This window comes from Pseudomonas sp. FP453 (assembly GCF_030687495.1).
Lineage (GTDB): Bacteria > Pseudomonadota > Gammaproteobacteria > Pseudomonadales > Pseudomonadaceae > Aquipseudomonas.
The window spans coordinates 5,574,065-5,586,343 of sequence record NZ_CP117435.1 but is presented as its reverse complement, the minus strand read 5'-3'; the positions used below and the strand labels follow the sequence as shown (position 1 = coordinate 5,586,343).

General features: G+C 54.2%; 21 protein-coding genes. All 21 read left to right on the top strand.

What is annotated here, in order from left to right:
• Window positions 1–54: 54 nt before the first annotated feature.
• The 21 genes from rpsL to rplF all read left to right on the top strand — a co-directional run bounded on the left by rpsL (window position 55) and on the right by rplF (window position 12,279).
• On the top strand, window positions 55–426 hold the full coding sequence (gene rpsL, locus PSH87_RS25515; protein ID WP_002555494.1) for a 30S ribosomal protein S12: 372 nt from the start codon (window positions 55–57) through the stop codon (window positions 424–426).
• Window positions 427–544: 118 nt separating this feature from the next.
• Window positions 545–1,015 (top strand): 30S ribosomal protein S7, encoded by a 471-nt coding sequence (rpsG, locus tag PSH87_RS25510; protein WP_002555493.1) that lies wholly within the window; start codon window positions 545–547, stop codon window positions 1,013–1,015.
• 30 nt (window positions 1,016–1,045) lie between these two features.
• Window positions 1,046–3,151: an elongation factor G gene (gene fusA / locus PSH87_RS25505; protein WP_017736670.1), complete on the top strand. Its 2,106-nt coding sequence runs from the start codon at window positions 1,046–1,048 to the stop codon at window positions 3,149–3,151.
• Window positions 3,152–3,182: 31 nt separating this feature from the next.
• Entirely contained in the window at window positions 3,183–4,376 is a 1,194-nt protein-coding gene (gene tuf / locus PSH87_RS25500) for an elongation factor Tu (protein WP_017736669.1), read from the top strand.
• 158 nt (window positions 4,377–4,534) lie between these two features.
• On the top strand, window positions 4,535–4,846 hold the full coding sequence (gene rpsJ, locus PSH87_RS25495) for a 30S ribosomal protein S10 (protein WP_003186070.1): 312 nt from the start codon (window positions 4,535–4,537) through the stop codon (window positions 4,844–4,846).
• Between the two features lie 81 nt (window positions 4,847–4,927).
• Window positions 4,928–5,563: a 50S ribosomal protein L3 gene (gene rplC / locus PSH87_RS25490; RefSeq protein WP_003194649.1), complete on the top strand. Its 636-nt coding sequence runs from the start codon at window positions 4,928–4,930 to the stop codon at window positions 5,561–5,563.
• A gap of 12 nt (window positions 5,564–5,575) precedes the next feature.
• Complete coding sequence (rplD, locus tag PSH87_RS25485) at window positions 5,576–6,178, top strand: 50S ribosomal protein L4 (RefSeq protein WP_003176424.1); 603 nt, start codon at window positions 5,576–5,578, stop codon at window positions 6,176–6,178.
• On the top strand, window positions 6,175–6,474 hold the full coding sequence (gene rplW / locus PSH87_RS25480; protein ID WP_002555488.1) for a 50S ribosomal protein L23: 300 nt from the start codon (window positions 6,175–6,177) through the stop codon (window positions 6,472–6,474). Before rplD ends, rplW begins: the two co-directional genes overlap by 4 nt.
• Window positions 6,475–6,488: 14 nt before the next feature.
• Window positions 6,489–7,313, top strand: coding sequence for a 50S ribosomal protein L2 (gene rplB, locus PSH87_RS25475; RefSeq protein ID WP_003176423.1), 825 nt, complete (start codon window positions 6,489–6,491; stop codon window positions 7,311–7,313).
• Between the two features lie 16 nt (window positions 7,314–7,329).
• Window positions 7,330–7,605 (top strand): 30S ribosomal protein S19, encoded by a 276-nt coding sequence (gene rpsS, locus PSH87_RS25470; RefSeq protein ID WP_002555486.1) that lies wholly within the window; start codon window positions 7,330–7,332, stop codon window positions 7,603–7,605.
• A gap of 11 nt (window positions 7,606–7,616) precedes the next feature.
• The gene (rplV, locus tag PSH87_RS25465; protein WP_003103908.1) at window positions 7,617–7,949 is read left to right on the top strand and encodes a 50S ribosomal protein L22; all 333 of its coding nucleotides are present in this window, start codon (window positions 7,617–7,619) and stop codon (window positions 7,947–7,949) included.
• Window positions 7,950–7,962: 13 nt separating this feature from the next.
• Complete coding sequence (gene rpsC / locus PSH87_RS25460) at window positions 7,963–8,649, top strand: 30S ribosomal protein S3 (protein ID WP_003176422.1); 687 nt, start codon at window positions 7,963–7,965, stop codon at window positions 8,647–8,649.
• Between the two features lie 12 nt (window positions 8,650–8,661).
• Entirely contained in the window at window positions 8,662–9,075 is a 414-nt protein-coding gene (gene rplP, locus PSH87_RS25455) for a 50S ribosomal protein L16 (RefSeq protein ID WP_017736665.1), read from the top strand.
• Window positions 9,075–9,266: a 50S ribosomal protein L29 gene (gene rpmC / locus PSH87_RS25450; RefSeq protein ID WP_002555481.1), complete on the top strand. Its 192-nt coding sequence runs from the start codon at window positions 9,075–9,077 to the stop codon at window positions 9,264–9,266. Before rplP ends, rpmC begins: the two co-directional genes overlap by 1 nt.
• A 2-nt stretch (window positions 9,267–9,268) precedes the next feature.
• Complete coding sequence (gene rpsQ / locus PSH87_RS25445) at window positions 9,269–9,535, top strand: 30S ribosomal protein S17 (RefSeq protein WP_003176419.1); 267 nt, start codon at window positions 9,269–9,271, stop codon at window positions 9,533–9,535.
• Between the two features lie 23 nt (window positions 9,536–9,558).
• On the top strand, window positions 9,559–9,927 hold the full coding sequence (rplN, locus tag PSH87_RS25440) for a 50S ribosomal protein L14 (RefSeq protein WP_002555479.1): 369 nt from the start codon (window positions 9,559–9,561) through the stop codon (window positions 9,925–9,927).
• Between the two features lie 11 nt (window positions 9,928–9,938).
• Complete coding sequence (gene rplX, locus PSH87_RS25435; protein WP_003176416.1) at window positions 9,939–10,253, top strand: 50S ribosomal protein L24; 315 nt, start codon at window positions 9,939–9,941, stop codon at window positions 10,251–10,253.
• 22 nt (window positions 10,254–10,275) lie between these two features.
• Window positions 10,276–10,815, top strand: coding sequence for a 50S ribosomal protein L5 (gene rplE, locus PSH87_RS25430; RefSeq protein ID WP_003194642.1), 540 nt, complete (start codon window positions 10,276–10,278; stop codon window positions 10,813–10,815).
• Between the two features lie 13 nt (window positions 10,816–10,828).
• Window positions 10,829–11,134 (top strand): 30S ribosomal protein S14, encoded by a 306-nt coding sequence (gene rpsN, locus PSH87_RS25425; RefSeq protein WP_003176414.1) that lies wholly within the window; start codon window positions 10,829–10,831, stop codon window positions 11,132–11,134.
• 206 nt (window positions 11,135–11,340) lie between these two features.
• On the top strand, window positions 11,341–11,733 hold the full coding sequence (rpsH, locus tag PSH87_RS25420) for a 30S ribosomal protein S8 (protein WP_003176413.1): 393 nt from the start codon (window positions 11,341–11,343) through the stop codon (window positions 11,731–11,733).
• Between the two features lie 12 nt (window positions 11,734–11,745).
• Window positions 11,746–12,279 carry a 50S ribosomal protein L6 gene (gene rplF / locus PSH87_RS25415; RefSeq protein WP_003176412.1) on the top strand — a complete coding sequence of 178 codons (534 nt, stop codon included), beginning with the start codon at window positions 11,746–11,748 and terminating at the stop codon, window positions 12,277–12,279.

The following is a 12,279-nucleotide window of genomic DNA, read 5'->3' as shown; positions in this document are numbered from 1 at the left end:
ATTTTGCTTTTCTTGCAAGACAATAGCGTCGCAAGACAACAGTGGAGCTAGTAGATGGCAACTATCAACCAGCTGGTACGTCAGCCGCGTAAGCGTATCGTCGAGAAATCCGACGTACCTGCGCTGCAGAACTGCCCGCAACGTCGTGGCGTATGCACCCGTGTGTATACCACCACGCCGAAAAAACCTAACTCGGCACTGCGTAAAGTATGCCGTGTGCGCCTGACCAACGGTTTCGAGGTTTCCTCGTACATCGGCGGTGAAGGCCACAACCTGCAAGAGCACAGCGTGGTACTGATCCGCGGCGGTCGTGTAAAAGACTTGCCAGGTGTTCGTTACCACACCGTACGCGGCTCCTTGGATACTTCCGGCGTTAAAGGTCGTAACCAGGGTCGTTCGAAGTACGGTACCAAGAAGCCTAAGTAGTAGCGGCTTTTTGTAAAACTGAATCATCTTATTTTCTGAGTCGATAAGAGTAAGGTCGGAGGCGTCCCGAAAGGGCACCGATTCCGAGCGAACCTGAAGACCGTTTGAGGGCTTATCCATGCCAAGAAGACGCGTAGCAGCCAAGCGCGAAGTGCTTGACGATCCAAAATACGGAAGCCAAATTCTGGCCAAGTTCATGAACCACGTGATGGAAAGCGGCAAGAAAGCCGTTGCCGAGCGTATCGTTTATGGCGCGCTGGAAAAGGTTAAAGAACGCAAGAACAGCGACCCCCTGGAAATCTTCGAGAAAGCTCTCGACGCCATCGCTCCGCTGGTCGAAGTGAAGTCGCGCCGTGTAGGCGGTGCTACTTACCAGGTTCCGGTTGAAGTTCGTCCGTCCCGTCGTAACGCTCTGGCAATGCGCTGGTTGGTAGACTTCGCCCGTAAGCGTGGCGAGAAGTCTATGGCTCTGCGTTTGGCCGGCGAACTGTTGGACGCTGCCGAAGGTAAAGGTGCTGCTGTTAAGAAGCGTGAAGACGTGCACCGTATGGCTGAAGCTAACAAAGCTTTCTCGCACTACCGCTTCTAATCTTAGCTTCACTAATTTTGCGAGGGCTTTATGGCTCGTACTACTCCGATTAGCCGCTACCGTAACATCGGTATCGTTGCTCACGTGGATGCTGGTAAAACCACCACCACCGAGCGCGTACTGTTTTACACCGGCAAAAGTCACAAAATGGGCGAGGTGCATGACGGCGCCGCGACCACAGACTGGATGGTTCAGGAGCAGGAGCGTGGTATTACCATTACTTCTGCTGCTATTACCGCTTTCTGGTCTGGTTCTGCCAAGCAGTACAAGAACGAGCACCGCTTCAACGTAATCGATACCCCGGGCCACGTAGACTTCACCATTGAAGTTGAACGTTCCCTGCGCGTACTCGACGGCGCTGTCGTTGTGTTCTGCGGTACCTCGGGTGTTGAGCCTCAGTCGGAAACCGTATGGCGTCAAGCCAACAAGTACGGCGTTCCACGTCTTGTTTACGTAAACAAGATGGACCGTGCTGGTGCCAACTTCCTGCGCGTGATCGGTCAGATCAAGCAGCGCCTGGGTCACACTCCGGTGCCAATCCAGCTGGCCATCGGTTCCGAAGATAACTTCCAGGGGCAGATCGATCTGCTCACCATGGAAGCGGTCTACTGGAACGACGCTGACAAAGGTATGGTCCCGGTTCGCAAGCCTATCCCTGAAGAGCTTCAGGAACTGGCTGACGAGTGGCGCGGTAACATGGTTGAGGCTGCTGCCGAAGCCAGCGAAGAGCTGATGAACAAGTACCTTGAAGGTGAAGAACTCACCAACGAGGAAATCAAGGCCGCTCTGCGTCAGCGTACTATCGCTGGCGAAATCGTCTTGGCTGTTTGCGGTTCTTCCTTCAAGAACAAGGGTGTTCCCCTGGTTCTCGACGCCGTTATCGACTACCTGCCGGCTCCAACCGACATTCCTGCTATCAAGGGTACCAACCCTGATAACGAGGAAGAAGAGATGGAGCGTCATGCTGACGACAGCGAGCCGTTCTCGGCGCTGGCGTTCAAGATCGCTACCGACCCATTCGTGGGTACTTTGACCTTCGTCCGCGTTTACTCGGGCGTGTTGGCATCCGGCGACGGCGTGATCAACTCGGTTAAAGGCAAGAAAGAGCGCGTGGGCCGTATGGTGCAAATGCACGCAAACGCCCGTGAAGAGATCAAGGAAGTGCGCGCTGGTGACATCGCGGCCCTGATCGGCATGAAGGACGTCACCACTGGTGAGACTTTGTGCGACGCTGCCAAGCCAATCATCCTGGTTCGCATGGACTTCCCGGAGCCGGTTATTTCGGTTGCCGTAGAGCCTAAGACCAAGGATGACCAGGAAAAAATGGGTATCGCTCTGGGCAAGCTTGCTCAGGAAGATCCATCTTTCCGCGTTAAGACTGATGAAGAGACTGGTCAAACGATCATCTCCGGCATGGGCGAGTTGCACCTGGACATCCTGGTTGACCGGATGCGCCGTGAGTTCAACGTCGAAGCCAACATCGGTAAGCCTCAGGTTTCCTATCGTGAGCGCATCACGAAGAACTGTGAAATCGAAGGCAAGTTCGTTCGTCAGTCCGGCGGTCGTGGTCAGTTCGGTCACTGCTGGATCCGTTTTGCTCCTGCTGACGAAGGTCAGGAAGGTCTGCAATTCGTGAACGAAGTAGTTGGTGGTGTGGTTCCTAAGGAATACATCCCGGCTATCCAGAAGGGCATCGAAGAGCAGATGAAGAACGGCGTTGTTGCCGGCTATCCGCTGATCGGCCTGAAAGCAACCGTTTTTGACGGTTCTTACCACGACGTCGACTCCAACGAGATGGCGTTTAAGGTGGCTGCCTCCATGGCGACCAAGCAACTGGCCCAGAAGGGCGGTGGTGAGTTGCTTGAGCCGATCATGGCGGTAGAAGTTGTTACACCTGAAGACTATATGGGTGATGTCATGGGCGACCTTAACCGTCGTCGTGGCATGATCTTGGGTATGGAAGACACGGTTTCCGGCAAAGTGATTCGCGCCGAGGTTCCGTTGGGTGAGATGTTCGGTTATGCGACCGACGTTCGCTCCATGTCCCAGGGTCGCGCAAGCTACTCTATGGAATTCAAGAAATACAATACGGCTCCGTCGCACATCGTCGAAACCGTTACCAAAAAACAAGGCTGATTCAGCCCGTTTAGGCTAGGAGTTAATTGTCGTGGCTAAAGAAAAATTTGATCGTTCCCTACCGCACGTAAACGTTGGCACCATCGGCCACGTTGACCACGGTAAAACCACTCTGACCGCAGCTCTGACTCGCGTTTGCTCCGAAGTATTCGGTTCTGCAATCGTTGATTTCGACAAGATCGACAGCGCTCCAGAAGAAAAAGCTCGTGGTATCACCATCAACACCGCGCACGTCGAGTACAACTCGAAGATTCGTCACTACGCTCACGTTGACTGCCCAGGTCACGCTGACTATGTGAAGAACATGATCACCGGTGCTGCCCAAATGGACGGCGCGATCCTGGTTTGCTCGGCCGCTGATGGTCCGATGCCACAAACCCGTGAGCACATCCTGCTGTCCCGTCAGGTAGGCGTTCCGTACATCGTGGTTTTCCTGAACAAGGCTGACCTGGTAGACGACGCTGAGCTGCTGGAACTGGTTGAGATGGAAGTGCGCGATCTGCTGAGCACTTACGACTTCCCAGGTGACGACACTCCGATCATCATCGGTTCTGCTCGTATGGCTCTGGAAGGCAAAGACGACAACGAAATGGGCACCACTGCCGTTCGTAAACTGGTTGAAACTCTGGATACCTACATCCCAGAACCAGTTCGTCTGACCGACAAGCCGTTCCTGATGCCAATCGAAGACGTATTCTCGATCTCCGGTCGCGGTACTGTTGTGACTGGTCGTATCGAGCGCGGTATCGTTCGCGTTCAAGATCCACTGGAAATCGTTGGTCTGCGTGACACCACCGTCACCACCTGCACCGGTGTTGAAATGTTCCGCAAACTGCTCGACGAAGGTCGTGCTGGCGAGAACTGCGGCGTTCTGCTGCGTGGTACCAAGCGTGACGACGTTGAGCGTGGCCAGGTTCTGGTTAAGCCAGGCACCGTTAAGCCGCACACCAAGTTCACCGCAGAAGTCTACGTTCTGAGCAAAGAAGAAGGCGGTCGTCACACTCCGTTCTTCAAAGGCTACCGTCCTCAGTTCTACTTCCGTACTACTGACGTGACTGGTAACTGCCAGCTGCCAGAAGGCGTTGAAATGGTAATGCCAGGTGATAACATCCAAATGGAAGTTACCCTGATCAAAACCATCGCAATGGAAGACGGTCTGCGCTTCGCTATCCGTGAAGGCGGCCGTACCGTTGGTGCTGGTGTTGTAGCTAAAATCATCGAGTAAGCTCTTTTTTGAGTTAGCTTGATGCTTTGAAAAAGGCCCCCGCTCAGCGGGGGCTTTTTTTATTGGGTTGACACCTATCTGGGGCGTCTATAGAATTGCGCCTCCTTTTAACGGGCGTATTGCGCTCGCTGGGAATAGCAGCCGGAGTCTGAAATCCAATGCAAAATCAGCAAATCCGTATCAGGTTGAAGGCTTTTGACCATCGCCTGATCGACCAATCCACCCAGGAAATCGTGGAAACCGCGAAACGTACTGGTGCACAAGTGCGTGGTCCAATTCCACTGCCTACCCGTAAAGAGCGGTTCACCGTTCTGGTCTCCCCGCACGTCAACAAAGACGCGCGTGACCAGTACGAGATCCGTACTCATAAGCGCGTTCTGGACATCGTCCAGCCAACGGATAAAACCGTTGATGCACTTATGAAGCTTGATCTGGCGGCCGGTGTGGAAGTACAGATCAGCCTCGGCTAAGACTTGGGTCTTAGTCGTGTAACGCTCTGAAATGGGCGGCCATAGCGGGTGAAAGCCCCGTACACTCATGAGGTTTACAACATGACTATTGGTGTAGTCGGTCGTAAATGCGGTATGACCCGTATTTTCACCGAAGAAGGTGTCTCCATTCCGGTCACGGTCATTGAGATCGAACCGAATCGCGTCACCCAGTTCAAAACTGAAGAAACCGATGGCTATCGTGCAGTGCAAGTCACTGTCGGCGAGCGTCGTGCTTCGCGCGTGACTGCTGCTCAAGCAGGTCACTTCGCAAAAGCAAACGTTGCAGCTGGTCGTACTGTTATGGAGTTCCGTCTTGAAGATGGCGACTACCAGGCTGGCGATCTGATCAACGCTGAAATCTTCGCCGCTGGTCAACTGGTTGATGTAACCGGTCAGTCCAAGGGTAAAGGCTTCCAGGGTACGATCAAGCGTTGGAATTTCCGTGGCCAAGACAACACTCACGGTAACTCCGTTTCCCACCGCGTCCCGGGCTCTATTGGCCAGTGCCAGACTCCTGGTCGTGTATTCAAGGGCAAAAAAATGTCCGGTCATATGGGCGCTGAGCGCGTGACCGTGCAGTCCCTCGAAGTAGTGCGCGTCGACGCTGAACGCAATCTGTTGTTGGTCAAGGGTGCTGTTCCTGGCGCTACTGGCGGCAACCTGGTTGTACGTCCAGCGGCCAAGGCTCGCGGTTAAGGGGAAGCTGACATGCAATTAAATGTAAATGACGCTCAAGCGATCGAAGTTTCCGAACTGACATTTGGCGGCGAATTCAACGAGACGCTCGTTCACCAAGCAGTCGTGGCCTACATGGCCGGCGGCCGTCAAGGTAGCAAGCAGCAAAAGACCCGTTCCGACGTACGTGGTGGCGGTAAGCGCCCTTGGCGTCAGAAAGGCACTGGCCGTGCTCGTGCCGGTACTATCCGTAGCCCAATCTGGCGTGGCGGCGGTACCACTTTCGCAGCTCGTCCACAGGATCACTCTCAGAAGCTCAACAAGAAGATGTACCGCGCAGCACTGCGCTCCATCCTTGCTGAACTCGTGCGTACTGATCGTCTGGTCGTGGTTCAGGACTTCGCTGTTGAAAGTCCAAAAACCAAAGATCTGCTGGGCAAGCTGAACAACATGAGCCTGACCGACGTTTTGATCGTGTCTGAAGCTGTTGATCAGAACCTGTACCTGGCTGCTCGCAACCTGCCACACGTTGATGTACGTGACGTGCAAGGTTCCGATCCAGTTAGTCTGATCGCATACGACAAGGTGTTGATCACCGTGTCGGCCGTGAAGAAATTCGAGGAGCTGCTGGGATGAACCAGGAACGCGTATTTAAAGTTCTGCTTGGCCCGCACGTTTCCGAAAAGGCTACGGTTCTGGCTGACAAGAAAGGCCAGTTCGTTTTCAAGGTTGCAACTGACGCAACCAAGCTGGAAATCAAGAAGGCCGTCGAAAGCCTGTTCAGCGTGAAAGTAGAGCGTGTTACTACCCTGAATGTTCTGGGTAAGAGCAAGCGCACTGCTCGCGGTCTGGGCAAGCGTAATGACTGGAAGAAGGCAGTTATCTCCCTTCAGCCAGGCCAAGATCTCGATTTCAGCAGCAGTGCTGAGTAAGGAAGGGGTGCATCATGGCAATCGTTAAATGCAAACCGACTTCCCCTGGCCGCCGTTTTGTGGTCAAGGTGGTCAACCAGGAGCTGCATAAAGGCGCTCCTCACGCACCGCTGCTCGAGAAAAAATCGAAGACTGGTGGTCGTAACAACAATGGTCGTATTACCACTCGTCACATCGGTGGTGGCCATAAGCAGCATTATCGTCTGGTCGATTTCCGTCGCAACGACAAAGATGGCATCTCTGCCACTGTCGAGCGTATCGAATACGATCCAAACCGTACTGCTCACATCGCTCTGCTGCTGTACGCAGATGGCGAGCGTCGCTACATCATCGCCCCTAAAGGCGTGAGCGCTGGCGACCAGCTGATCGCAGGTGCCCTGGCACCGATCAAGCCGGGCAACGCTCTGCAACTGCGTAACATTCCAGTTGGTAGCACCGTACACGGCATCGAATTGAAGCCAGGTAAAGGCGCACAGATCGCTCGTTCCGCTGGTGCTTCGGCTCAGTTGATCGCTCGTGAAGGTGTCTACGTGACCCTGCGTCTGCGTTCTGGTGAGATGCGTAAAGTGCTGGCTGAATGCCGCGCGACCCTGGGCGAAGTCTCGAACTCCGAGCACAGCCTGCGTTCGCTGGGTAAAGCTGGTGCCAAACGCTGGCGTGGCGTTCGCCCAACCGTTCGTGGTGTTGCCATGAACCCGGTTGACCACCCACACGGTGGTGGTGAAGGTCGTACCTCTGGTGGTCGTCATCCGGTATCGCCATGGGGCTTCCCGACTAAGGGCGCGAAGACTCGTGGTAATAAGCGTACCGACAAAATGATCGTCCGTCGTCGCAAGTAAATAGAGGGATACGACAGTGCCACGTTCTCTGAAAAAAGGTCCTTTTATTGATCTTCACCTACTGAAGAAGATCGAAGTGGCGGCGGAAAAGAATGATCGCAAACCGGTGAAAACCTGGTCGCGTCGTTCGATGATCCTGCCACAAATGGTCGGTCTGACCATCGCAGTACACAACGGTCGTCAACACGTCCCAGTTCTCGTTAACGAAGACATGGTCGGCCACAAACTGGGCGAGTTTGCCGGTACCCGCACTTATCGTGGGCACGTGGCAGACAAGAAAGCCAAGCGTTAAGGGGTTAGGAAATGGAAGTAGCCGCTAAGTTGTCGGGCGCTCGAATCTCCGCCCAGAAAGCCCGCTTGGTCGCCGACCAGATCCGCGGGAAGAAGGTGGGCGAAGCGCTCAACCTGTTGGCTTTCAGCAGTAAGAAAGCCGCCGAGATCATGAAGAAAGTGCTGGAGTCGGCCGTAGCCAACGCCGAGCATAACGAAGGCGCAGACGTTGATGACCTGAAGGTCAGCACCGTTTTCGTCAACGAAGGGCGTTCGCTGAAGCGCATCATGCCACGTGCCAAAGGCCGTGCTGATCGCATCGTCAAGCGGTCTTGCCATATCACTGTCAAGGTTGCTGACAAGTAACGGAGTCGAAGAGATGGGTCAGAAAGTACATCCCATTGGCATTCGCCTGGGAATCGTCAAGGAGCACACCTCCGTCTGGTACGCAGACGGTCGGACTTATGCGGACTACTTGTTCGCTGATCTGAAGGTGCGTGAGTATCTCCAAGACAAACTAAAAAGCGCGTCCGTAAGCCGTATCGATATCCATCGTCCGGCACAAACTGCACGTATCACCATCCACACCGCTCGTCCAGGTATCGTTATCGGGAAGAAAGGTGAAGATGTTGAGAAACTGCGTCAGGACCTGACCAAGCAAATGGGTGTGCCTGTGCACATCAATATCGAAGAGATCCGTAAGCCGGAGCTCGACGGTATGCTGGTTGCGCAGAGCGTAGCTCAGCAGCTGGAGCGTCGCGTAATGTTCCGTCGCGCTATGAAGCGCGCCGTACAGAACGCCATGCGCATTGGTGCCAAAGGCATCAAAATCCAAGTGAGCGGTCGTCTCGGCGGTGCTGAAATCGCACGTACTGAATGGTATCGCGAAGGTCGTGTGCCACTGCACACCCTGCGTGCCGACATCGACTATGCCAACTACGAAGCTCACACCACTTACGGTGTGATCGGTGTAAAGGTTTGGATCTTCAAAGGCGAAGTAATTGGTGGTCGCCAAGAAGAACTGAAACCACAAGCACCAGCGCCTCGTAAAAAAGCTGCTAAGTAAGGGGTACGCCAAATGTTGCAACCTAAGCGTACGAAGTTCCGCAAGCAGATGACAGGCCACAACCGTGGTCTGGCTCAGCGCGGTAGCAAAGTCAGCTTCGGCGAGTTCGCGCTGAAGTCTGTAGCTCGTGGTCGTCTCACCGCTCGTCAGATCGAGTCAGCGCGTCGTGCTCTGACCCGTCACGTTAAACGTGGCGGCAAGATCTGGATCCGTGTATTCCCGGACAAGCCGATCTCCAAGAAGCCTCTCGAAGTGCGGATGGGTAAAGGTAAGGGTAACGTGGAATATTGGGTTGCCCAGATTCAGCCAGGCAAAGTCCTGTATGAAATCGAGGGTGTTACTGAAGAGCTGGCGCGTGAGGCTTTCGCCCTGGCTGCTGCAAAGCTGCCGCTCGCCACCTCCTTTGTTAAACGGACGGTGATGTGATGAAAGCGAATGAACTTCGTGAAAAATCCGCACAGCAGCTGAACGAGCAACTGCTCGGCTTGCTGCGCGACCAGTTCAATCTGCGTATGCAGAAAGCAACTGGCCAGTTGGGGCAGTCTCATCTGCTCTCGCAAGTTAAGCGTGACATCGCTCGCGTGAAGACTGTGCTCAACCAGCAGGCAGGTAAGTGATCATGGCTGAAGCCGAAAAGACTGTCCGTACGCTGACTGGCCGTGTTGTCAGCGACAAGATGGACAAAACCATCACCGTTTTGATCGAGCGTCGCGTTAAGCACCCGATCTACGGTAAATATGTTAAGCGTTCGACTAAGCTGCACGCGCACGACGAAACCAATCAGTGCCACATCGGCGACAAAGTCACTATTCGTGAAACTCGTCCGCTGGCCAAGACCAAGTCTTGGGCACTGGTTGATGTTCTCGAACGCGCTGTGGAAGTCTAAGGACTAGGGGTCGGAGAAATTATATGATTCAGACTCAATCCATGCTCGATGTGGCCGATAACAGCGGCGCTCGCCGTGTTATGTGCATCAAGGTGCTGGGTGGCTCCCATCGTCGTTACGCTGGTATCGGTGACATCATCAAAGTTACCGTGAAGGAAGCAATTCCTCGCGGTAAAGTGAAAAAAGGCCAAGTGATGACTGCTGTTGTAGTCCGCACTCGTCACGGCGTACGTCGTGCTGATGGCTCCATTATCCGCTTTGATGGCAACGCTGCTGTTCTTCTGAACAACAAGCAAGAGCCGATCGGCACCCGTATCTTTGGGCCAGTGACCCGTGAACTTCGTACTGAGAAGTTCATGAAGATCGTCTCGCTCGCCCCAGAAGTGCTGTAAGGAGATCCGACATGCAAAAGATTCGTCGTGACGACGAGATCATCGTGATCGCCGGCAAAGACAAAGGTAAGCGCGGTAAGGTGCTTAAGGTTCTCGCTAATAACCGTCTGGTTATCGGTGGTCTGAACCTGGTTAAGCGTCATACCAAGCCTAACCCGATGTCGGGCGTGCAGGGCGGTATCGTCGAGAAAGAAGCTCCGCTGGATGCTTCTAACGTCGCCATCTTCAACGGCGAAACCAACAAGGCTGACCGCGTTGGTTTCAAAGTAGAAGACGGTAAGAAAATTCGTGTCTTCAAGTCGACCCAAAAAGCGGTTGATGCTTGAACACTGCTAGGTAGATTAGACCATGGCACGACTACAAGAGATTTACCGGAAGGAAATCGCCCCTAAGCTTAAGGAAGAACTTAAGCTTGGGAACGTGATGGAAGTTCCGCGCGTTACCAAAATTACCCTGAACATGGGTCTGGGCGAAGCGATCGGCGACAAAAAAGTCATCGAGCACGCTGTTGCTGACCTGGAAAAGATCACCGGCCAGAAAGTCGTTGTGACCTACGCTCGGAAATCCATCGCTGGCTTTAAAGTCCGTGAAGGTTGGCCGATCGGCGTCAAAGTGACCCTGCGCCGTGAGCGTATGTACGAGTTCCTGGATCGTCTGCTGTCGATCTCCCTGCCTCGGGTTCGCGACTTCCGCGGCCTGAATGCCAAGTCCTTCGATGGTCGTGGTAACTACAGCATGGGCGTGAAAGAGCAGATCATCTTCCCGGAAATCGACTACGACAAGATCGATGCTCTCCGCGGTCTGGACATCACCCTGACCACCACTGCCAAGAACGATGATGAAGGTCGCGCCCTGTTGCGTGCTTTCAAATTCCCGTTCCGCAACTGATTGGAGTAGGACCATGGCCAAGATGAGCATGAAAAACCGCGAGCTGAAGCGTCAGCTCACGGTTGCCAAGTACGCCAAGAAGCGTGCAGCACTGAAAGCAATCATCGTTGATCTGAACGCAAGTCCAGAAGCGCGTTGGGAAGCTACAGTAGCTCTGCAGAAGCAGCCACGTGACGCAAGCGCTTCGCGCATGCGTAACCGCTGCCGCCTGACCGGTCGTCCACACGGCGTTTACCGCAAGTTCGGCCTCGGCCGTAACAAACTGCGTGAAGCGGCAATGCGTGGTGACGTACCAGGTCTGGTTAAAGCCAGCTGGTAAGTACTTTCAACGTCCTGGTGGTCGGAATCGCAAGATACTGACCACCGGTGGCCTTGAATCTGGAACAAGCCCCTTTTGGGGCTTGTTTCATTTCCGGAGTGTGTCTAAAATACGCGGCTCGCCTGAGCCCGTGTTTTTTACCCGGAGATTCTCGGCGACATATGTAGCCGCAAGGCTAATTTTTTTGTATTAGGAGCGTCTAGCCCATGAGTATGCAGGACCCGTTAGCGGACATGCTAACTCGTATCCGTAATGCCCAGATGGCTGAAAAGTCCGTCGTAAGCATGCCATCTTCCAAGTTGAAGGTAGCTGTTGCCAAAGTCCTGAAAGACGAAGGCTACATTGCGGGTTATCAGATCAGCAGCGAAATCAAACCACTGCTGTCCATCGAGCTGAAGTACTTCGAAGGCCGTTCGGTCATCGAGGAAGTGAAGCGCGTTAGCCGTCCAGGCCTGCGTCAGTACAAGTCCGCTGAAGATCTGCCGAAAGTTCGTGGCGGTCTGGGCGTGTCTATCGTCTCCACCAACAAAGGTGTGATGACGGATCGTGCTGCGCGCGCTGCCGGTGTCGGCGGCGAAGTTCTTTGCACTGTGTTCTAAGGGGGGATAAGCATGTCTCGCGTCGCTAAGAACCCCGTTAAGCTGCCAGCCGGTGTCGAAGTAAAATTCGCAGGCCAACAGCTTTCGGTGAAGGGTGCCAAGGGTACTCTTGAACTGAACATCCATTCGTCCGTTGAGATCGTTGAAGAAGCTGGTGAGCTGCGTTTCGCTGCTCGCAATGGCGATCAACAAACTCGCGCAATGGCCGGTACCACGCGTGCGTTGGTAAACAACATGGTCCAAGGCGTAAGCCAAGGCTTCGAGCGTAAGCTCCAGCTGGTCGGTGTTGGTTACAAAGCGCAAGCAAAAGGCACGGTTTTGAACCTGGCCCTTGGCTTCTCGCACCCAGTGGATTACGAACTGCCGGAAGGCATCACCGCTGAGACTCCTAGCCAGACCGATATCCTGATCAAGGGCATCGACAAGCAACTGGTAGGTCAAGTGGCTGCTGAGATCCGCGACTTCCGTCCACCAGAGCCGTACAAAGGCAAAGGTGTGCGCTACGCGGACGAAGTCGTCCGTCGTAAAGAAGCCAAGAAGAAGTAG